General features: G+C 63.3%; 20 protein-coding genes. 14 read left to right on the top strand and 6 right to left on the bottom strand.

The genetic code is table 11. The features are described from left to right. Positions 1–100 precede the first annotated feature (100 nt). A complete protein-coding gene (locus A8B82_RS01070; protein ID WP_067287181.1) occupies positions 101–970 on the top strand; it encodes a hypothetical protein in 870 nt (289 codons plus the stop codon). A 43-nt stretch (positions 971–1,013) separates the two neighbouring features. Here the strand turns inward: A8B82_RS01070 and A8B82_RS01065 are convergent, their stop codons facing one another. Together A8B82_RS01065 and irrA are read right to left on the bottom strand one after the other, a co-directional pair. Then, a complete protein-coding gene (locus tag A8B82_RS01065) occupies positions 1,014–1,808 on the bottom strand; it encodes a phytanoyl-CoA dioxygenase family protein (RefSeq protein ID WP_067287178.1) in 795 nt (264 codons plus the stop codon). Positions 1,809–1,830: 22 nt separating this feature from the next. Continuing rightward, on the bottom strand, positions 1,831–2,250 hold the full coding sequence (gene irrA / locus A8B82_RS01060; RefSeq protein ID WP_067287175.1) for an iron response transcriptional regulator IrrA: 420 nt from the start codon (positions 2,248–2,250) through the stop codon (positions 1,831–1,833). Between the two features lie 160 nt (positions 2,251–2,410). Between irrA and fabA the strand changes: the two genes are divergently transcribed. From fabA to A8B82_RS01045, 3 genes are all read left to right on the top strand, one after another. Beyond that, the gene (fabA, locus tag A8B82_RS01055; RefSeq protein ID WP_067287173.1) at positions 2,411–2,920 is read left to right on the top strand and encodes a bifunctional 3-hydroxydecanoyl-ACP dehydratase/trans-2-decenoyl-ACP isomerase; all 510 of its coding nucleotides are present in this window, start codon (positions 2,411–2,413) and stop codon (positions 2,918–2,920) included. 118 nt (positions 2,921–3,038) lie between these two features. After that, complete coding sequence (gene fabB, locus A8B82_RS01050) at positions 3,039–4,268, top strand: beta-ketoacyl-ACP synthase I (protein WP_067287170.1); 1,230 nt, start codon at positions 3,039–3,041, stop codon at positions 4,266–4,268. 9 nt (positions 4,269–4,277) lie between these two features. Further along, positions 4,278–5,069 carry an enoyl-ACP reductase FabI gene (locus A8B82_RS01045; protein WP_067287167.1) on the top strand — a complete coding sequence of 264 codons (792 nt, stop codon included), beginning with the start codon at positions 4,278–4,280 and terminating at the stop codon, positions 5,067–5,069. 175 nt (positions 5,070–5,244) lie between these two features. On the opposite strand, the gene A8B82_RS01040 is transcribed toward A8B82_RS01045, so the two are convergent. After that, a complete protein-coding gene (locus A8B82_RS01040; protein ID WP_067287165.1) occupies positions 5,245–6,360 on the bottom strand; it encodes a THUMP domain-containing class I SAM-dependent RNA methyltransferase in 1,116 nt (371 codons plus the stop codon). A 145-nt stretch (positions 6,361–6,505) separates the two neighbouring features. On the opposite strand from A8B82_RS01040, the gene A8B82_RS01035 reads away from it, so the two are divergent. Beyond that, the gene (locus A8B82_RS01035; RefSeq protein WP_067287163.1) at positions 6,506–6,907 is read left to right on the top strand and encodes a hypothetical protein; all 402 of its coding nucleotides are present in this window, start codon (positions 6,506–6,508) and stop codon (positions 6,905–6,907) included. Positions 6,908–6,944: 37 nt separating this feature from the next. Here the strand turns inward: A8B82_RS01035 and A8B82_RS01030 are convergent, their stop codons facing one another. Next, on the bottom strand, positions 6,945–7,373 hold the full coding sequence (locus A8B82_RS01030; protein ID WP_067287160.1) for an FKBP-type peptidyl-prolyl cis-trans isomerase: 429 nt from the start codon (positions 7,371–7,373) through the stop codon (positions 6,945–6,947). Positions 7,374–7,560: 187 nt separating this feature from the next. Between A8B82_RS01030 and A8B82_RS01025 the strand changes: the two genes are divergently transcribed. The 9 genes from A8B82_RS01025 (at position 7,561) to A8B82_RS00985 (ending at position 17,065) form a co-directional block, all read left to right on the top strand. Further along, positions 7,561–8,247: a haloacid dehalogenase type II gene (locus tag A8B82_RS01025; protein WP_067287157.1), complete on the top strand. Its 687-nt coding sequence runs from the start codon at positions 7,561–7,563 to the stop codon at positions 8,245–8,247. Next, on the top strand, positions 8,247–9,068 hold the full coding sequence (locus A8B82_RS01020; protein WP_067287156.1) for an alpha/beta fold hydrolase: 822 nt from the start codon (positions 8,247–8,249) through the stop codon (positions 9,066–9,068). Before A8B82_RS01025 ends, A8B82_RS01020 begins: the two co-directional genes overlap by 1 nt. Next, positions 9,065–10,033, top strand: a complete 969-nt coding sequence (locus A8B82_RS01015) for a threonine ammonia-lyase (protein ID WP_067287153.1) — start codon at positions 9,065–9,067, stop codon at positions 10,031–10,033. Before A8B82_RS01020 ends, A8B82_RS01015 begins: the two co-directional genes overlap by 4 nt. Then, positions 10,030–11,229 (top strand): endonuclease/exonuclease/phosphatase family protein, encoded by a 1,200-nt coding sequence (locus A8B82_RS01010; protein ID WP_067287142.1) that lies wholly within the window; start codon positions 10,030–10,032, stop codon positions 11,227–11,229. The genes A8B82_RS01015 and A8B82_RS01010 overlap by 4 nt, the downstream gene beginning before the upstream one ends. Then, complete coding sequence (pcaD, locus tag A8B82_RS01005) at positions 11,226–12,014, top strand: 3-oxoadipate enol-lactonase (protein ID WP_067287139.1); 789 nt, start codon at positions 11,226–11,228, stop codon at positions 12,012–12,014. Before A8B82_RS01010 ends, pcaD begins: the two co-directional genes overlap by 4 nt. A 30-nt stretch (positions 12,015–12,044) precedes the next feature. Next, the gene (locus A8B82_RS01000; protein WP_067287138.1) at positions 12,045–13,370 is read left to right on the top strand and encodes a lyase family protein; all 1,326 of its coding nucleotides are present in this window, start codon (positions 12,045–12,047) and stop codon (positions 13,368–13,370) included. Positions 13,371–13,375: 5 nt separating this feature from the next. Then, positions 13,376–14,581 carry a TCR/Tet family MFS transporter gene (locus A8B82_RS00995; protein ID WP_067287136.1) on the top strand — a complete coding sequence of 402 codons (1,206 nt, stop codon included), beginning with the start codon at positions 13,376–13,378 and terminating at the stop codon, positions 14,579–14,581. A 100-nt stretch (positions 14,582–14,681) separates the two neighbouring features. Beyond that, a complete protein-coding gene (locus A8B82_RS00990; protein WP_067287134.1) occupies positions 14,682–15,770 on the top strand; it encodes a zinc-binding dehydrogenase in 1,089 nt (362 codons plus the stop codon). A gap of 62 nt (positions 15,771–15,832) precedes the next feature. Continuing rightward, positions 15,833–17,065, top strand: a complete 1,233-nt coding sequence (locus tag A8B82_RS00985; protein WP_067287132.1) for a mandelate racemase/muconate lactonizing enzyme family protein — start codon at positions 15,833–15,835, stop codon at positions 17,063–17,065. A 3-nt stretch (positions 17,066–17,068) separates the two neighbouring features. On the opposite strand, the gene A8B82_RS00980 is transcribed toward A8B82_RS00985, so the two are convergent. Both A8B82_RS00980 and A8B82_RS00975 read right to left on the bottom strand, forming a co-directional pair. Continuing rightward, complete coding sequence (locus tag A8B82_RS00980; RefSeq protein ID WP_067287130.1) at positions 17,069–17,614, bottom strand: hypothetical protein; 546 nt, start codon at positions 17,612–17,614, stop codon at positions 17,069–17,071. Between the two features lie 354 nt (positions 17,615–17,968). After that, complete coding sequence (locus tag A8B82_RS00975; protein WP_067287128.1) at positions 17,969–19,192, bottom strand: acyl-CoA dehydrogenase; 1,224 nt, start codon at positions 19,190–19,192, stop codon at positions 17,969–17,971. Positions 19,193–19,285: the final 93 nt, after the last annotated feature.

Raw genomic sequence — 19,285 nt, 5'->3', positions numbered from 1 at the left:
CCTGGTGCGGGGGAGATTGCCGTCTAACAGGGCGCGGCAAGGCTTGCAATGCACCCGGAATTAACCGATTCTGCGGCACAAAACCATCCAGAGCGCATATATGCAGTACCCCAGTCTGACCGCCATGATCAAAGAAAATGCCGTGAAACTGGCCAAGGGGCCGGTGGCGCTGATCATGGTCGAGGATGATGTGGAGGTCGCCACCACCCTGCGCCATCATCAGCAGGCAGGCTTTGCCAGCATCGTCGCGCTGATGCCCGACAGCTTTGATCTGCCCCGCGATCTGCAGGACACCGTGCTGCGGGTGGACTACAACATGAGCATCGAAGGCGCGATGGAAACCGCCGTGAACACGGTCATCGACGCGGTGCCGGGCCAATGGCTGTATTACTGCTTCAATGCCGAATACTTTTTCCACCCCTTCTGCGAGACCCGCAACGTGATCGAGATGCTGGCCTTTCACAGCGAGGAACGCCGCGACGCGATGTTGACCTATGTCGTCGATCTTTATGCCGACGACCTTGAGCAACATCCCCATGCCGTATCGCTGGATCAGGCACATATGGACAGGTCAGGCTATTACGCATTGGCCCGACCGGATGAAAACAACCATGGCCACCCCAAGGAACGACAGCTTGATTTCTTTGGCGGCCTGCGCTGGCGCTACGAGGAACATGTGCCCCCCGCGCGCCGCAAGATCGACCGCATCGCGCTGTTCCGGGCCAAGAAGGGGCTGCGCCTGCGCTGGGACCACACTTTCAACGATGAAGAATACAACACCTACGCTTGTCCGTGGCATCACAACCTCACAGCGGCAATCTGTTCGTTCCGCACCGCCAAGGCCCTGAGAAGCAATCCCGGCAGCAAGTTCGAGATCGAGACCTTCAAATGGCACAATTCCGCACCGTTTGAATGGCATTCCCGGCAGTTGCTTGATCTTGGGCTGATGGAACCGGGGCAATGGTTCTGACGCCATGGCAGGCATACTCTTGCCCACTGCTTACCTGATCAGCTCAGCGGCCCCAAAGCACAGGAAACCAGTCCTCGCGCAGCTTTTGCCCCGGCACCATGTCATGCCCCGGAAACGGCGGCGACGTTGGTCCGGGCCGTTCCACATAGCGTGCATCGTCGCCCACAAGCCGCAGCGAGAACGCCCGCCTGCGCGCCGCGCTGGTATTGCCCCGCGCGCCGTGCAGGATTCCGTAGTTGAAGGCCACCGCATCGCCCGGTGCCATCTCCCATTCGCGGATGTCCATGCCTTCGGCGTCAGGGTCGGGGACGGGCATATAGGGTTCAGGGTCGAAAAACGCGTCACCCTTGACCCAACGGGTCGGCAGAACGGGCTTTTCCCACAGATGCGACCCCGCGACGCAGCGCAGCGATGCCTCGCGCACCGGGTCAAGCGGCGACCAGAAGCTGACGGTCTGCTGCCCTTCGACAAAGTAATACGGCCCATCCTGATGCCAGGGCGTGGCCATGGAGGTGCCGGGTTCCTTGACCAGAACATGATCGTGAAACACCTGCGCTGTCGCACTTTGCATCAGTTCCGCCGCCACCTGCGCCGCGTCCGATTGCCGGATCACCGCTTCGAATTCGGGAATGCGCTGCCAATTGCAATAGTCGTCAAAGAAACGCCCGGTCTCTCCCGGTTTGTCATTGTTTGACGCATAGGGTCCGGGTGCGGCGATATTGCGTTCGACCCCGTCGCGCAGCGCCGCCACATGATCTGCAAACAACCCCTTGATCAGCACGACGCCGTCGCGCTGATAGGTGTCAATCAGATCCTCAGAGAGCAGCGGATGGGTCATGAACACATAACCCTGACCGGGATCAAGCCTTGCGCCGCAGGCGGATCACCACATCGACAGAGGCGATCTCGGCCCCTTCGGGTGCATCCGGCAGGTTCGAGATGATCAGTTGATCCGACGCCGCGTCGGTCAGCCTGCCATCGTCTTCCCAATAGAAATGCGGGTGGTCATGGGTGTTGGTGTCGAAATAGCTTTTGGACCCGTCAACGGTGACTTCCTGCAACAGCCCTGCTTCGCAGAACGCGCGCAAGGTATTGTAAACGGTGGCGAGCGATACGGAATCACCCTGCCCCTTGGCTGCCTCGAACAGGCTTTCGGCAGTGACGTGGCGATGCTTGCCGTCCCCTACCAGCAGACGCGCAAGTATGGCACGCTGCCGCGTCGGGCGCACGCCAGCCTGCTCCAGCCATCGTTTGCCATTGTCCTGATGTGTCTGCTCCATCCCGGCCCCATTGTCTGTTCCTCGTTCTGTATTAAGCACTTCGGGCGGGATTTTCAATTGATATTCGGAAATCGGGCCACAGGGTCGCAGCCCTTGCGGCGCGCAATATCGCAATGCTAGACGGGGAAGACTGGAATGACCCGAGCAGGAGAGCCGCCACATGGCCGACTACCCCACGAGTTTCGACAAGGACGCACTGCTGAAATGCGCCGCCGGAGAATTGTTCGGCCCCGGCAATGCGCAATTGCCCGCCCCCCCGATGCTGATGATGGATCGTATCACCGACGTCTCCGGCGATGGTGGTGCCCATGGCAAGGGTCATATCACTGCGGAATTCGACATCACCCCTGACCTGTGGTTCTTTGAATGCCATTTTCCGGGCAACCCGATCATGCCGGGCTGTCTGGGCCTGGACGGCCTGTGGCAGCTGACCGGCTTCAACCTGGGCTGGCGCGGCTGGCAGGGGCGCGGCTATGCGCTGGGTGTGGGCGAGGTCAAGCTCAAGGGTATGGTCCGCCCCGACCGCAAGATGCTGACCTACAAGATCGACTTTACCAAGGCGATCCAGACCCGCCGCCTGACCATGGGCGTGGCCGACGGCATCGTCGAAGCCGATGGTGAAGTGATCTATGAAGTCAAGGACATGAAGGTCGCGCTGAGCGAAAGCTGAGACGGGCCGCAGATCGGGCCGGGCGACCCTCCACGATCCTCCCCGGCCCTGCCAATCCGGTTGCGTGACCGGACAGACCTGTCTTAAACAGAGCAAAGACCATCAAAGGAGTGCGCCCATGCGCCGCGTCGTCGTCACAGGTTTGGGGATTGTGTCCTCGATCGGAAACAACGCCGAAGAAGTGCTTACCGCTCTCAAGGCGGGCACATCTGGGATCGTTGCAAGCGAGGAAATGGCCGAGCACGGCTTTCGCAGCCGCATCGCCGGGACACTCAAGATCGACGTGGCGGATCACATCGACAAGCGCACCCTGCGCTTCATGGGGCCGGGTGCGGCCTATGCCCATATTGCCATGGGTCAGGCGATTGCCGATGCGGGGCTGGACGAAAGCCTGATCAGCAATCCGCGCACCGGGTTGATCGCGGGGTCCGGCGGGCCGTCGACATCCGCCATGTTCGCGGCGCATAATGTGGTCAAGGACACAGGCGCGACCAAGCGCATCGGCCCCTTTGCCGTGCCCAAATGCATGTCCTCCACGATCAGCGCGAACCTCAGCACCGCCTACAAGATCAAGGGCATCAACTATTCCATCACCTCGGCCTGTTCGACCTCTCTGCACTGCATCGGGTCGGCGGCAGAACAGATCATGATGGGCAAACAGGACGTGATGTTCGCCGGCGGCGGCGAAGAACTGGACTGGACCCTGTCCTGCCTCTTTGACGCCATGGGCGCGATGAGCAGCAAGTACAACGACACCCCCGAAAAGGCATCCCGTGCCTTTGACGCCAATCGCGACGGTTTCGTGATCACCGGCGGCGGCGGCATCGTGGTGCTCGAAGACCTGGAGCACGCCAGGGCGCGCGGCGCGAAGATCTATGCAGAAGTCACCGGCTTTGCCGCCACTTCCGACGGGCATGACATGGTCGCCCCCTCCGGCGAAGGCGGCCAGCGCGCCATGGAACTGGCCCTGGCCACCCTGCCCGAGGGCCGCAAGGTCAGCTATATCAATGCCCATGGCACCTCCACACCCGTCGGCGATGTGGGCGAGATCGAAGCCGTGCGCCGGGTATTTGGCCAGGGCAAAACCCCGCCGGTCAGCTCAACCAAGTCGATGACCGGCCACGGCCAGGGCTCTGCCGGCGCGATGGAGGCGATCTTTTGCCTGCTGATGCTGGAACATGATTTCATCACCCCGTCGATCAACGTCGAGAATCTGGACCCCGCACTGGACCCAGCCGAAATCGCGATGGAGCGGGTGGACAATGCGGGTCTGGATTCGGTCATGACCAACTCTTTCGGGTTTGGCGGCACCAACGGGTCGATGATCCTGTCGAAGTTTCAGGGGTAGGACCGGATCATGTCAGATATGCTCAAGGGAAAACGCGGCCTCATCATGGGGGTCGCCAACGAACGCTCCATCGCATGGGGTATCGCAAAAGCGATGGCAGAGGCGGGTGCGGAACTGGCCTTTACCTATCAGGGCGAGGCATTTGGCAGCCGGTTGAAGCCGCTTGCCGAAAGCGTCGGCTCGGACTTCATGGTTGATGTGGACGTCACTGACGACGCTTCGCTCGACCTCGCTTTCGGCAATCTGGCAGCACGCTGGCCGACCATCGACTTTGTCGTCCATGCGATTGCCTTTTCGGACAAATCCGAACTGACAGGCCGGTTCCTGAACACCAGCCGTGCCAACTTCAAACACTCGCTCGACATTTCTGCCTACAGCTTCATCGAGATGGCCCGCCGTGCGCATCCGCTGATGGTGGCCAATGGCGGCACCCTGCTGACCCTGACCTATCAGGGCTCGAACAAGGTAGTGCCGAACTACAACGTGATGGGGGTGGCAAAGGCCGCCCTGGAAAGTGCGACGCGCTATCTGGCCAATGACCTGGGCCCGGAGGGCATTCGCGTGAACGCGATCTCGCCCGGCCCGATGAAAACACTGGCCGGGGCCGCGATCGGCGGGGCGCGCAAGACCTACAAGCACACCGATCAGAACGCACCGATGCGCGCCAATGCGACGCTTGAGGCCGTGGGCGGAACGGCGGTCTACCTTGCCTCCGATGCCGGGGCCTGCACCACCGGAGAGATCATTCACGTCGATGGCGGGTATCACGTTCTGGGGATGCCACAGGCCGAGAACCTCTGAATGCAGGCGCGCCCACGCAATTGGCGCGCCACTGGCTCACCTCGCATTCGAGTATTTCTGGCATAAAGAAGCGAAACCTCATGCTTCTTTATGCCTCAAATGCTCCAACGCCACGTCGGCGCAAGCACTGACACCGGAGCGGCGGAAAACTCGGCCAGGTAGGTCCCCCCCCGCCTCAGCGCAGCGGCGGTGTCTGCCACAACCAGATCTTCATACCCCCATGGGCCACCGGCGCGCCCTGCGGCTGCCACGGCAGCCCCGTCGCCTTGGCCAGCGGCGGCTCGCTTGTGACCAGCCCGACACGCCAACCCTTGAACCGGCTCAACAGGGTCTGCCCCAAAGTGCCGTAGAGCGGATAGAGCAGCTTCTTGTTCCCGATCCGCGCACCATAGGGCGGGTTCACGATGACAAGGCCGGGCGGGCCGTCGGGCGGCATCACTTCACCGGCACCATGGCAGGCAAAGGTGATCCACTCCGCCACACCGGCGCGCGCGGCATTGGCGCTGCTCATGCGGATCGCCCCGGCATCGCGGTCCGATCCGAAGAAACGGTTCTCTGGCGGCGTGCTCGGCGTACTGCCGCGCATCTCTTGCCAGCGTGCCGGATCGAAACTGGCCAGGTTCTCGAAGGTAAAGCTTCGGCTGCGCCCCGGTTTCAGCCCCGCCGCGATCTCTGCCGCCTCGATCAGAAAGGTGCCGGAGCCGCACATCGGGTCCAGCACCGGCCCGGTCCCGTCATAGCCGCATTGGCGCAGGAACAACGCCGCCAGATTTTCACGCATCGGGGCCTTGCCGACCGCTTCCTTGTGGCCCCGCTTGTGCAGGGCCTCGCCACTGGTATCGAGGCTGATGGTGACCGCATTGTCATGGATCCGCACCTTGATCACCAGTTCGGCCTCGGGCGAAACCGTGATCCCGTGACTTTCGCGCAGCGCCGTCTCGATTCGTTGGGTGGCAGCGCCTGCGTGATAAATCCTGGACGCCTTGCAGGTCACCTGCACCTTCACAGGCACATCCGTGCGCAGCACCTCGCCCCAGGGGAACTTGCGCGCACGTTTGTCCAGTTGCGCCAGATGAAACGCCATGAACTGCCCGATCCGCACCAGCACCCGCGTGGCCCCGCGCAGTTCGAGGTTTGCGCGCCAGACCTCGGGCCAGCCGCCGCTGATCGTCACGCCCCCCGGCCCGACCATGGGTGTGGCAAAGCCTTTCTCGATGACCTCCTCAAGCAGGACGGCCTCCAGCCCCGGAGCGCAGACAAGGAAGATTTCAAAGGCGGTATCGCTGTTCATGCCTCTCCATAGGCCCAAGGACGGACATCTGCGAGGGGGGATCGGACTTTTCGAAAAGTCCGGCCCGGAAAATTCGAATTTTCCGTCCGCGCAGAAATCAACTGCGCGCCCTGTTTTTGCCGAATTCGCTTTGTAGATGGCCCAAATGGACTTTGCAGAAACATACCGCCATGAAGTCATTCAGTCGCGTCGGGACAGATCACGCCGCGCGCTGTTCTGGTCCAGGATCGTGGGCATCCTGCTGGTGCTGACAATCGCCGCCATCCTTCGGGTGGAGCCTGAGTTGCGCCGCGCGCTGGCGATTGCGGGCAGCGACGCCATTATCGCCGTCATGGGCCGCAGCACGCCCGACACGGCACAAGCTGCCCTGCCGCAGGGTGCGCAAGGCACACAAATTCAGGTCAGCGCCCGGCCGCGCGACCGGGTGAAGGTCAATCGCCCCGGTCAGACCCCGACAGCACAGCCGGAATCTGCTGGCCAGGTCGACCCGCAAGCCCTGGCCCGCGAGATCGAAAAGCAGTTCCAGAACCTCAATCCGCGACCCTGACCCTGCCAAGGCGGGGACCACGCCCCGCCTGCACGCCTCAGCCGATGCTGACGACTTCGATGTCGAATTGCAGGTCCTTGCCTGCCAGCGGGTGGTTGGCATCCAGCGTGACGGTCGCTTCGTCCACATCCACCACGGTCACCGGCAGCGCCTGCCCGTCCGGTGTCTGCATCTGCAACTGCGTGCCGACTTCAAGCGGGATGTCCGCCGGGATGCCTTCGCGCGGCACTTCCTGGCGCATTTCGGGGTTCACCGCGCCGTATGCTTCGGTGCTGGGCACTTTGACCACTTTCTTTTCGCCCACTGCCATGCCCGGCAGGGCACCGTCGAGGCCCGGAATGATCTGGCCGGAGCCGACTTCGAATTCCAGCGGGTCACGCCCTTCGGAACTGTCGAATTTCGTGCCGTCCAGCAGCGTGCCGGTGTAGTGAATAGCAACTTTATCGCCTGATTTTACCTCAGTCATGAAGATCTCCAATGTGTTCGGGAATGTGTAAAAGGCCGCGTATCTGCGCGGGTGCTTCGGATTCGCGCTACCTTTTCAAAGCATGGCACGGGTGTAAACCCCCCGGCCCAAAGGTGCGCGAAGGGCCATTTCGGGTCTTTCAAGGCCGGGCGCAGCGTGACAATCTACCCCCAGCTAGGAGGCCGTCATGCCCATCACCACCTGCGTTTTCGACGCTTACGGCACGCTGTTCGACGTCGCCGCCGCCGCGCGTCAGGCCGCGTCGGAACCTGCATTTGCCGCGATCCGGGAGGACTGGCCGATCCTGGCAGAACACTGGCGCAGCAAGCAGTTGCAATATTCCTGGCTGCGCGCCGTCACCGGGGCGCATGAGGATTTCTGGATTGTCACCCGGAACGGGCTGGACTGGGCCCTGGAAAAAACCGGCCACGCAGGCGACGCGGCCCTGCGCGAGCGTCTGCTGGCGCTTTATTGGGAATTGCAGGCCTACCCGGAAGTCCCCGCCATGCTCGCCGCGTTGAAACAGGGCGGGCTGAACACGGCGATCCTCTCCAACGGATCACCCGCGATGTTGCAGGGCGCTGTCGACAGCGCCGGGATCGGCGATCTGCTGGATGTATCGCTCTCGGTGGAAACTGTCGGCATCTTCAAACCCGACGCCGCGGTCTATGATCTGGTGGGCAAACACTTCGGCTGTGCGCGCGACGAGGTGCTGTTTGTCTCTTCCAACGGCTGGGATGCGGCGGCGGCAACCGGCTATGGCTTTGCCACCGCCTGGGTCAACCGCAGCGGGGAGCCGATGGACCGCCTGCCCTGGACCCCTGCGCATGTTCTGACCAATCTCACGGACATTCCAAAACTGACAGGGCTCTGATGGCACATTTCACCACTTCTGACGGACTTTCACTGTATTATTCCGACACAGGCGAGGGCCTGCCGATCCTCTGCCTTGCCGGGCTGACCCGCACCACCGAGGATTTCGACTATGTCGCGCCACATCTGGCGGGCAACCGTGTAATCCGGATGGATTATCGCGGGCGCGGTCAATCTGATTTCGATCCGAACTGGCAGAACTACAGCCTGCCGATCGAATGCCGCGATGTGCTGGAACTGCTGGCGCATCTGGGGCTTGGCAAAGTGGCCATTCTGGGGACCTCGCGCGGGGGGCTGAACGCCATGGGGCTGGCCGCCGGGGCCAAGAGCCACCTGCTGGGCGTCGCCCTGAACGATGTCGGCCCAAAGATCGACCCTGGATTCATCGAATTTCTCAAGGGGTATCTGGGCCGCACTCCCGCCGCGCGCACCTACCCGGAAGCAGCTGCCGCGATGAAGCATGTCTTTGTCGGCTTCGACGACGTGCCGGAAGAGCGCTGGCTGGCCGAGGCGCAAAAGCAGTACCGCGAGACCGACACGGGCCTTGAGATCACCTATGACAAGCAACTGCGCGACGCGACGCTGGCGATGTCCGATCAGGAGGTCGACCTTTGGCCCTATTTCGATGCGCTGCAAGATCTGCCGCTGGCACTGATCTGGGGCGAAAACTCGGCCCTGCTGAGCGCTGAGACCGTCGCCCTCATGCAGGAACGGCGCCCCGACATGATCACTGGCCGGGTGCCCGGACGCGGCCATGCGCCGTTTCTGGATGAACCAGAGGCCATTGCCGCCCTCAAGGAATGGATAGGAAAAATGACATGAACATCGACATGATCCGCGCCGCCGCCCGCCGCCTTGAGGGCCATGCGCGCCGCACGCCGTTCTTGTCTTCGCCGTTCCTGGACGAGATTGCGGGCCGGCGCGTCTGGATCAAACCGGAGTGCCTGCAACACACCGGCAGCTTCAAGTTTCGCGGCGCCTACAACGCGCTGGCGGCGCTGGACGCGCAGCTGCGCGCACGAGGGGTCATCGCCTTTTCGTCGGGCAACCACGCGCAGGGTGTTGCCCTTGCCGCGCGCATGCATGGCGCGCCCGCTGTCATCGTCATGCCTGCCGACAGCCCGGCACTGAAACTGGCAAACACCGCCGCGCTGGGGGCCGAGGTCATCCCCTATGACCGCGCCACGGAGGACCGCGACGAAATCGGTGAGCGGCTCAGCCGGGAACGCGGATTGACCCTGATCAAACCTTTCGATGAACCCGAGGTGATCGCGGGACAAGGCACCTGCGGGCTTGAGATTGCACAGCAGGCGGCGGAACAGGGGATCGACACCGCCGACGTGATCGTCTGTTGCGGTGGCGGGGGGCTGACCAGCGGCATCGCGCTGGCGCTGGAGGCCGACGCACCGGGGCTGCGGGTGCGCACGGCAGAACCCGAAGGTTTTGACGATGTGGCGCGGTCGCTCCACGCGGGCAGGATCGAGCGGAACACCCGCACCTCCGGCAACATCTGCGATGCCATCATCACGCCACAACCGGGCAATATCACCTTTCCCATCATGAAACGCCTGTGCGGCCCCGGCCTTGTCGTCAGCGAGGACGAGGCATTGGCGGCCATGGGTCAGGCCTTCAACCGGCTCAAGCTGGTGGCCGAACCGGGTGCTGCCGTGGCGCTGGCGGCCGCGCTCTACCGTGCCGATCAGATCGCGGGGGAGGATGTGATTGTCACCATTTCGGGCGGCAACGTGGACCCGGCCATGTTCGCCCGCGCGCTGGAGACCCTATGACCGCTTTCACCATCGCCAGTTTCAACGTCAAAAACCTGATCGGGCCGGATCAGGAATACTACAAGTTCCAGTCCTACACGCCCGAGGAATACGCCTGGAAAGAGGATTGGCTGGCCGACCAGATCGCAACGCTGAACGCGGATGTGATCGGCTTTCAGGAGATCTTCGAAGAAGACGCCCTGCGCGCCACCATCGCCCGCGCCGACCGCTATGGCCAGGACAACAATGCCGCCACCCTGCCGGGCGAGGACAAGCGCTATCGCCACCGGGCGATATTCGACCGGCTGGCCTATCGCGACTATGGCGATGCCGCGCTTGGTTTTGCACCCAATGTGCATGACGGCGGACCGGGCCAACGCCGCCCCGGCGTGGCGGTGCTGTCCCGGCTTGGATTTGCCGAGATACCGCAGGTGATCCAGGTGATGGACCAGCCCTTGCAGATCCCGTTTCAGACCTTTGGCGGCGACGAGGGTGGCCATTTCACCATCCACAAGCTGAGCCGACCCATCCTCAAGGTGCGGGTGCCGGTCGGCGATCAGATCGTCACGGTCTTCAACTGCCATCTGAAATCGAAACTGGGCGAATACATTCGGCCGGAAGGTGCCGATTTCGCGTCTGAGGCCGATCTGACTCACTATGACCCGATAGGCCGCGCGCTGGGTGCGGCCCGCGCCGCGATGCGCCGCATGGCAGAGGCCTGGGTGCTGCGCGGTGCCATCATTCAGGAGCTGCGCGCGGGCCGTCCGGTGATCGTGCTGGGGGACTTCAACGATGGCGAACATGCCGTCAGCACCGAGATCATCACCGGCGAAGTCCCGTTCCGGAACTATGCCTGGATGCTGCGCCATGATGCAAAACATCGCGGCGACCGCTATACCGAAGCCGAAAGCGCACAGATCACCGAAGACATCGAAGCGCTGCGCCTGCATTCCGCCGAAAAGCTCTTTGTGCGCAAATCCCTGCGTGACATGGTCTATACGGCGGCCTTTGGCGGCAATTACGAGAGTATTGACCAAATCATGCTGTCACGGCATTTCCTGCCTGAATGGAAAGGGCATATCGGCGAAATGACCTATTTCAGCGTGCTGAACGACCACCTGACCGATGGCAGCCACCCCGAAGCGCCGTATAACAAACTGGCCTCGGACCATGGGCAGATCATGGCCACAATTGAACTGAACGGAGACCCCCGATGAAGATTTTCGATACCGGCGACGTGCGCCTGCATTACCGCGTGGACGGCCCCGAAGACGGCGCGCCGGTGGTTTTCGCCAATTCGCTCGGGACCGACATGCGGCTCTGGGACCCGATCCTGCCGATGCTGCCCAAGGGGTTGCGGATCATCCGCTACGACAAGCGCGGGCATGGGCTGTCGTCCTGCCCGCCTGCGCCCTATGCGATGGGCGCGCTGATCACGGATGTCGAGCGGCTGCTGGATTTCCTCGGCGTCCGGCAATGCGTTTTTGTGGGTCTCTCGATCGGCGGAATGATCGGCCAGGGGCTGGCGACCAAGCGGCTGGACCTGGTCCGCGCCATGGTGCTGAGCAACACCGCCGCCAAGATCGGCAACCCCCAGATGTGGGCCGAACGCATCGCCGCCGTGGAGAAAGACGGTATCGAAAGCCTGGCCGACGCGGTGATGGAACGCTGGTTTGCCGCCGATTTCCGCGCCAAACCGGAACTTGAACTCTGGCGCAATATGCTGGTGCGCGGTGAGGATGCCGGATACGCAGGCTGTTGCGCCGCGATTTCCGGCACCGACTTCTATACGCCCACCGCCTCCCTGCGCCTGCCGCTGCTGGGCATCGCAGGGTCCGAGGACGGCTCCACCCCGCCCGACCTGGTGCGCGAGACCGTCGATCTGGTGCCCGGCTCGAAATTCCACCTGATCCGCAAAGCGGGCCACCTGCCCTGTGTGGAACAACCCCGCGAATACGCCACCGTGCTAAGCGATTTTCTGAAAGGCGTCGGACATGTCTGACACATCCCCACTGGCTTTGGGCCGGTTCTGATGGCGGCATCGGTTTTTGATTCACCGCTTTTCGCGCAACTGTTCGACCCCGGCGAGACCGGGCGGCTTTTCACCGACAGCGCGGCACTGCGCGCGATGCTGCTGGTCGAAGGGGCTTTGGCCAAGGTTCAGGGCGCTCAGGGGGTGATCCCCGAAATCTCCGCCGCCGCGATCCATCGTGCCTCGCTCGAAATCGCCGTGGATCCGGGGGCGCTGGGGGCCAGCACCGGGCAGAACGGCGTGCCGGTGCCGGGCCTCGTCGCGGCCTTCAGGGCCGAGATGAACGCGCCGGAACATGCGCAATACGTCCATTGGGGGGCCACCAGCCAGGACATCGTCGACACCGGGCTGATGCTGCGCCTGCGGCAGGCGCTGGCATTGGCCGAAGCGGACCTGCGCCAGATCCTCAAGACGCTGGGGGAGAAAGCGGCGGAACATGCGCATCAGCCGATGCCCGCCCGCACCTATGGCCAGTTCGCCACGCCCACCACATGGGGCGCTGTGCTGGCGCAGTTCGGAACCCCCCTGCTGGACGCGCTGGCGGGGCTGGATCATCTGCGCAAGACCTCGCTCTGGGTGTCGCTGTCCGGCGCATCCGGCACCGCCTCGGCGCTGGGGGATGACGCTGCCGCGACACGCAAAGGTCTGGCAGAGGCCCTGGGCCTGCATGACCCGCAGCGGTCCTGGCACACCGACCGCACGCCGATCCTGCGCATCGCAGACTGGCAAGGTCAGGTGATAGCCGCGCTTGCGCATATGGGGCAGACCCTGATCGCATTGTCGGGCAGTGACACGCAGGAAGTCTCGCTTGGCTCGGGCGGCGCCTCTTCCACCATGCCGCAAAAGCAGAACCCGGTGGCCCCCTCGGCCATGGTGGCGCTGGGGCATCAGTTCACCGGCCTGCGCAGCAGCCTGCAATCCGCCGCCGCGCACCAGCACCAACGTGACGGCGCGGCATGGTTCGCGGAATGGATGGTGGTGCCGCAACTCACGCTGTCACTGGCCGCCGCCCTTGACCACGCCAAGGCGCTGTCCGGCGGCTTTGCCCCCCGCCCCGTCCGGATGCAATCCAACCTTGAGAGCGGGTTGGGCCTGATCCATGCCGAAGCCCTGAGTTTCGCGCTGGCCAGGATCATGCCGCGCCCCGAAGCGCAAAAGATCACCAAGGCGCTTTGCCTCGATGCGCTGGACAAACGCACCTCGCTGGAAACCCTTGCGCTCGCCGACTACCCGCAGCTTGACCGCGCGGTCTTTGCCCCCGGCTCCGGCACCGGCGACGCAACCCGACAGGCGGAAGGTTTTGCCGCACGGACACGGTCGCTCTGACGCTTATGCGGCCGGCGGTGCTGTTCATCATGTTGACCGTGATGATCGACGCCATGGGCATCGGTCTGATGATCCCCGTGATGCCGGACCTGATCCGCGAACTGCGCGGCGGCACGCTGGCGCAGGCGGCGCTCTGGGGCGGTGTTCTGGCCACCAGCTTTGCGGTCATGCAGTTTCTCTGCGGGCCCGTGCTTGGCAGTCTGTCCGACCGCTTTGGCCGGCGGCCCGTCTTGCTGGTCTCGCTTCTGGTAATGGCGGCTGATTACGTGGTCATGGCGCTGGCCGGCAGTATCTGGCTGCTGCTGGCTGGCCGGATCGTTGGCGGCATCACCGCCGCCACCCAGGGCACCGCAACCGCCTATATGGCCGATATCTCCGCCCCCGGCGAACGCACCCGCAACTTTGGCCTGATCGGGGCCAGCTTTGGGGCCGGGTTTGTTCTGGGGCCGCTGATCGGCGGAGTTCTGGCCGAATACGGCACCCGCGCGCCTTTCTGGGCCGCAGCAGGACTTGCCAGCGGCAATGTGATCCTGGGCTGGGCCGTCCTGCGCGAAACCGTCCGCCCCGAGAACCGCCGCGCCTTTGACTGGCGGCGCGCGAACCCATTGGGCGTGGTGCGCCATCTGGGCCGCCTGCCCGGCGTGCGGCGATTGCTGGTGGTCTATTTCCTCTATCATGTGGCCTTTGCCGTCTATCCGTCGGTCTGGCCCTACTTCGGACAGGAGCGGTTCGGCTGGACGCCTGCCGTGATCGGCCTGTCGCTGGGGCTGTTCGGGGCCGTGATGGCGCTGGTGCAGGGCGGCGCGATCCGGCTGGCGCTGCATTGGTGCGGGGAACGCGGCACGGTTGTGCTGGGGCATGTCTTTGCCATTGCCGCCTATGGCGCGCTGGGGTGCCTTTCGTCGGGCCCGCTGGCGCTGGTCCTGACGCCGCTGGCAGCACTTGCAGGGGTGATCCCGCCCGCCCTGCAGGGCATCATGTCGCAACGGGTCGCCGCCAATGCGCAGGGCGAATTGCAGGGCGCGCTGACCTCTGCCGCATCGCTGGCGATGATCCTGTCGCCCTTGGCAATGACCTGGACCTTTGCAACATTCACCCACAAAGGAACCGCCTTCTACCAGCCCGGCGCGCCCTTCCTGCTGGCGATGTGCCTGTCCGTCGGGGCACTCCTGCTTTTTGCCCGTCCCGCTGTGCGAACCGACGCAGCGTAAAGCGGCACACCCAGACACATCCACGGTTGCCTCAGACCGCTGTTCCGGTTCAGGCTGCCGCCCAGACACCATGCCAATCGCCCCCGAAAGGATTCTACCCGTGCAAAAGATCAAAGCCGCCGTCGCCCATGAGTTCGGTGCCCCCCTGGTCATCGAAGAGGTGCAGTTGCGTGCGCCCGAGGGCAGCGAAGTCGAAGTGACCCTGGATGCGGTCGCGATCTGCCATTCCGACATTTCCTTTGCCGAAGGGGCCTGGGGCGGCACCTTGCCTGCGGTCTATGGCCACGAGGCCGCGGGCCGCGTGTCTGCGGTGGGTCCCAATGTGCGGGGGCTGCAGGCGGGCGACAGCGTCGTCGTTACCCTGATCCGGGCCTGCGGCACCTGCCCCAGTTGCGCCAGCGGCAGCCCGACCGTCTGCGAAACGCCCTATGACGGCGACAAGGGCCCGCTGAAAACAGCGGACGGTGGCACACTGCATCAGGCCATGGCCTCGGGCGCTTTTGCCGAAAAGGTGGTGGTTGAACAGACCCAGGTGGTGAAGATCAGCCATGACATCCCCAAGGAGGCCGCCGCCCTGATCGCCTGCGGCGTGATCACCGGAGTTGGTGCGGTGGTCAACGCCGCCGGTCTGCGTGCGGGTCAGGACGTTGTGGTGATCGGTGCGGGCGGCGTCGGCCTGAACGCCATCCAGGGTGCGCGCATCGCCGGGGCGCGGCGCATCGTCGCCGTGGACATGAGCGAAGAGAAACTGGCCGTGGCAAAGGAATTCGGTGCCACTGACGGCGTATTGGCAAGCGAGGCAAAGCCCTGGCGCGCGGCGCAAAAGGCGATGGGGCGCGGCGCCGACGCGGTGATTGTCACCGTGGGCGCGATCCCGGCCTATGATGCCGCACCGCGCTATCTGGCGGGCGGCGGCAAGGTGATCATGGTGGGCATGCCCCATTCCGGCGCGATGTCGTCCTATGAACCCGTCACGATGGCCTTCATGGGACAGGGCATGGTCGGCTCCAAGATGGGCGATGTGGTGATCCAGCGCGACATTCCCTGGATGGTGGACCTTTACCTGCAAGGCCGCCTGAAGCTGGACGAGTTGATCTCGGGGCGCTGGTCGCTGGACCAGATCAACGAGGCGATTGCCGATACCAAGGGTGGTGCCGCGCGGCGGAACGTGATCCTGTTTGACAGGTAACGCCGGGGGACCAGTCCCCCGGACCCCCGGAAGTATTTCGGGCATAAAGAAGGAAAGGCGCCGTGAAGCTAGCCGATCTTGACGTCATCGTGACTGCGCCGCCCGCACCCGGCTGGGGCGGGCGGTATTGGATATTGGTCAAGCTGACCACCGATACCGGCATCACCGGCTGGGGCGAATGCTATGCCGCCTCTGTCGGGCCGGACGCCATGCACGCCGTGATCAAGGATGTGTTCGAACGCCACATGGCCGGGGAGAACCCCGAAAACATCGAGCTGATGTTCCGCCGGGCCTATTCCAGCGGCTTTACCCAGCGGCCCGATCTGACGGTCATGGGAGCTTTTTCGGGGCTTGAGATCGCCTGCTGGGACATCCTGGGCAAGGACCGCGACCGCCCGGTACATGCGCTGATCGGCGGGCGGGTGAACGAACGGGTGCGCGCCTATACCTACCTATATCCCCTGCCCCAGCACAGCCTGGCCGATTTCTGGACCTCGCCGCAGATGGCCGGTGAAGCCGCTGCCGATTGCGTTGCGCGGGGCTATACGGCGGTGAAATTCGACCCCGCCGGGCCCTATACCCTGCGCGGCGGTCATATGCCCGCGATGAGCGACATCAGCCTGTCCGTCGCCTTTTGCGCCGCGATCCGCGCGGCGGTGGGCGACAAGGCGGACCTGCTGTTTGGCACCCATGGCCAGTTCACCACCGCTGGCGCGATCCGGCTGGGCCAGGCCATCGCGCCCTATTCCCCGCTCTGGTACGAAGAGCCGGTGCCGCCTGACAATGTGGCACAGATGGCCCAGGTTGCGGGTGCTGTCGGCATTCCCATCGCCACAGGTGAACGACTGACCACAAAGGCCGAATTCGCGCCCGTCCTGCGGGCCGGGGCCGCGACGATACTGCAACCGGCACTGGGCAGGTCCGGCGGCATCTGGGAGACCAAGAAGATCGCGGCGATGGCAGAGGTCTATAACGCCCAGATGGCTCCGCATCTCTATGCAGGCCCCATCGAATGGGCGGCCAACATCCAGTTCGCCGTCTCCATCCCCAATCTGCTGATGGCCGAAACCATCGAAACGCCGTTCCATGACCAACTGATCAAGGGCAGCATCCGGGTCGAGAACGGGTTCATCCCCGCGCCCACCGCCCCCGGTCTGGGCATCGAGGTGGACGAGGATCTTGCCCGCGCGCATCCCTACACGGGCACCGGCCTGCATCTGGAAATGCAGGAGGCCCCCTGCGACTACGTCAACGGCAATGCCTTTGAGGGGGGTGCCCCAGCGCCGCGCGACTGAGGGTCAGAGTTCCGCTTCGGGTCCCGTCGGTTTCAACGCGCCCACGGCTGCAAAATGCGCATGTTTCAGCGCCTCTGTGTCGTCAGCAGTGCCGCGCGGCGCGACCTGGCTGAGCACCTGGACCACCACACCGTTCAAGGCGGCATAGCTGTGCAGCACGGTTGTGGCTTTTTTCGGGCCCGCCAAACGATAGGTCAATGTGCCGAAAGGGGCCCCGTTGATCGACCGGCTGTCCAGATCGACAAATTCGAAATTCTGCCCGGCGGCCCCTGCCCGCGCATTGATCATCTCGATGATCCGCGCCTCGATGGCCTGCTGGGTGGCGGCGATCTTGCTGTCCTTCTCGGTCAGGATCTTCGAGATGAAACCGTCAGGATGCAGCCAATAGCTGATCCCCCTGAGCTGCCCACGGTCGATCCGCGTGAAGTCTTCACCCCCGCAAAAAGTCATGCCCGGCCCGGCACGGCTGCATTCCGGCAGCGCGCCATCGGCAAGAACCGGTTGTGCTAGAAGGGATAGAACGCAGGCTGCAAAAAAATTTCGAAACATCGGAACTCCTGTCGCGGGTTGCGCGTTGAAGTTATTACGCAATGGTTAACAAATGCAAAACACGTCCAATGTTTTGCAGTAACGTTTTCTTGCGTGCCTAAATATGGTGCGCAAATGCCTCGGCAGTACTTCAATTTGTGGGGGAACATGTGTTGGCCAAGGCGGGTCGGACTTACCGCCCAAAGCGAGCCGCCAACGGCTGATGCGCGCCGGTTGACGTCGTGCCGCGCCCCTGCTCAGCAGCATGGACATTCACGCCATTGCCAAAAGAACAGCGCCAATCCCGTCTCTTTTTGGCAAGAAATATCCGGAGGGGGAGTTTGAGGGGGAGGAACGCCCCCTCAATCCGATGGTTTAAAAGAACGCCTGAAGGCCGGTCTGCGCGCGGCCCAGGATCAGGGCATGCACATCATGGGTGCCTTCATAGGTATTGACGGTTTCCAGATTCATCATGTGACGGATCACCTGGAATTCACCGGAAATGCCGTTGCCGCCGTGCATGTCACGAGCGTGCCGCGCCACCTCCAGCGCCTTGCCGCAGTTGTTGCGCTTGACGATGGAAACCATTTCCGGCGCGGCATTGGCCTGATCCATCAGGCGGCCCACCTGCAACGACCCCTGCAACCCCAGCGAGATTTCGGTCATCATGTCGGCCAGTTTCTTCTGGAACAATTGCGTCTGGGCCAGTGGTTTGCCGAACTGCTTGCGGTCCAACCCGTATTGGCGCGCCGCGTGCCAGCAGAATTCTGCCGCACCCATCGCCCCCCATGAAATGCCGTAACGCGCGCGGTTCAGGCAGCCGAACGGCCCCTTGAGGCCCTGCACATGCGGCAGCAGCGCATCCTCGCCCACCTCAACGCCGTCCATGACGATTTCACCGGTGATCGAGGCCCGCAGCGACAGCTTGTTGCCAACCTTGGGCGCGCTCAGACCCTTCATGCCCTTTTCCAGCACGAAACCGCGGATCTTGCCGCCGTGTTCGTCGGATTTTGCCCAGACCACAAAAACATCCGCGATCGGTGCGTTGGAAATCCACATCTTGGACCCGGTGAGCTTGTAACCCGTGGCGGTCTTGACCGCGCGGGTCTTCATCCCCGCCGGGTCGGAACCGGCATCAGGCTCGGTCAGGCCAAAACAGCCGATCCACTCGCCTGAACACAGCTTGGGCAGGTACTTCTTGCGCTGCGCCTCTGATCCATAGGCATAGATCGGATACATCACGAGGCTCGCTTGCACGGACATCATCGAGCGATACCCGGAATCGACCCGCTCCACTTCGCGGGCAACCAGACCATAGGACACATATCCGCCGCCCAGACCGCCGTATTCCTCGGGGATGGTGATGCCCAGCAGGCCCATTTCGCCCATCTCGCGGAAAATCTCCGGATCGGTTTCCTCATTGGCAAAGGCGTCGATGACGCGGGGTTGCAGCTTTTCCTGCGCATAGGCCTTTGCGGAGTCGCGGATCATCCGCTCGTCTTCGGTCAGCTGGCTGTCCAGACGAAACGGGTCCGTCCAGTCAAAACTGCCCAGATCGGGGGCATCCTTGGCGCGCAGGACTGGGGCTTCGGCATTCATGGCGGTTCCTCCATTGGGGGGTGCGGTTGCGCGCAGTATTGCAAAAATGGCCCTGAATGACTATCGCTGCTTTGTCCTGCATATATGAGAAAA

The organism is Sulfitobacter sp. EhC04, assembly GCF_001650875.1.
Lineage (GTDB): Bacteria > Pseudomonadota > Alphaproteobacteria > Rhodobacterales > Rhodobacteraceae > Sulfitobacter.
The sequence above is the reverse complement of the archived record's forward strand: the minus strand, read 5'-3'. Positions and strand labels throughout refer to the sequence as shown.

Excerpts from the sequence above, each read along its gene's own strand:
- A8B82_RS01070 (WP_067287181.1), top strand. The coding sequence starts at position 101 with ATGCAGTACCCCAGTCTGACCGCCATGATCAAAGAAAATGCCGTGAAA.
- A8B82_RS01065 (WP_067287178.1), bottom strand. The coding sequence starts at position 1,808 with ATGACCCATCCGCTGCTCTCTGAGGATCTGATTGACACCTATCAGCGC.
- irrA (WP_067287175.1), bottom strand. The coding sequence starts at position 2,250 with ATGGAGCAGACACATCAGGACAATGGCAAACGATGGCTGGAGCAGGCT.
- fabA (WP_067287173.1), top strand. The coding sequence starts at position 2,411 with ATGGCCGACTACCCCACGAGTTTCGACAAGGACGCACTGCTGAAATGC.
- fabB (WP_067287170.1), top strand. The coding sequence starts at position 3,039 with ATGCGCCGCGTCGTCGTCACAGGTTTGGGGATTGTGTCCTCGATCGGA.
- A8B82_RS01045 (WP_067287167.1), top strand. The coding sequence starts at position 4,278 with ATGTCAGATATGCTCAAGGGAAAACGCGGCCTCATCATGGGGGTCGCC.
- A8B82_RS01040 (WP_067287165.1), bottom strand. The coding sequence starts at position 6,360 with ATGAACAGCGATACCGCCTTTGAAATCTTCCTTGTCTGCGCTCCGGGG.
- A8B82_RS01035 (WP_067287163.1), top strand. The coding sequence starts at position 6,506 with ATGGACTTTGCAGAAACATACCGCCATGAAGTCATTCAGTCGCGTCGG.
- A8B82_RS01030 (WP_067287160.1), bottom strand. The coding sequence starts at position 7,373 with ATGACTGAGGTAAAATCAGGCGATAAAGTTGCTATTCACTACACCGGC.
- A8B82_RS01025 (WP_067287157.1), top strand. The coding sequence starts at position 7,561 with ATGCCCATCACCACCTGCGTTTTCGACGCTTACGGCACGCTGTTCGAC.
- A8B82_RS01020 (WP_067287156.1), top strand. The coding sequence starts at position 8,247 with ATGGCACATTTCACCACTTCTGACGGACTTTCACTGTATTATTCCGAC.
- A8B82_RS01015 (WP_067287153.1), top strand. The coding sequence starts at position 9,065 with ATGAACATCGACATGATCCGCGCCGCCGCCCGCCGCCTTGAGGGCCAT.
- A8B82_RS01010 (WP_067287142.1), top strand. The coding sequence starts at position 10,030 with ATGACCGCTTTCACCATCGCCAGTTTCAACGTCAAAAACCTGATCGGG.
- pcaD (WP_067287139.1), top strand. The coding sequence starts at position 11,226 with ATGAAGATTTTCGATACCGGCGACGTGCGCCTGCATTACCGCGTGGAC.
- A8B82_RS01000 (WP_067287138.1), top strand. The coding sequence starts at position 12,045 with ATGGCGGCATCGGTTTTTGATTCACCGCTTTTCGCGCAACTGTTCGAC.
- A8B82_RS00995 (WP_067287136.1), top strand. The coding sequence starts at position 13,376 with ATGCGGCCGGCGGTGCTGTTCATCATGTTGACCGTGATGATCGACGCC.
- A8B82_RS00980 (WP_067287130.1), bottom strand. The coding sequence starts at position 17,614 with ATGTTTCGAAATTTTTTTGCAGCCTGCGTTCTATCCCTTCTAGCACAA.
- A8B82_RS00975 (WP_067287128.1), bottom strand. The coding sequence starts at position 19,192 with ATGAATGCCGAAGCCCCAGTCCTGCGCGCCAAGGATGCCCCCGATCTG.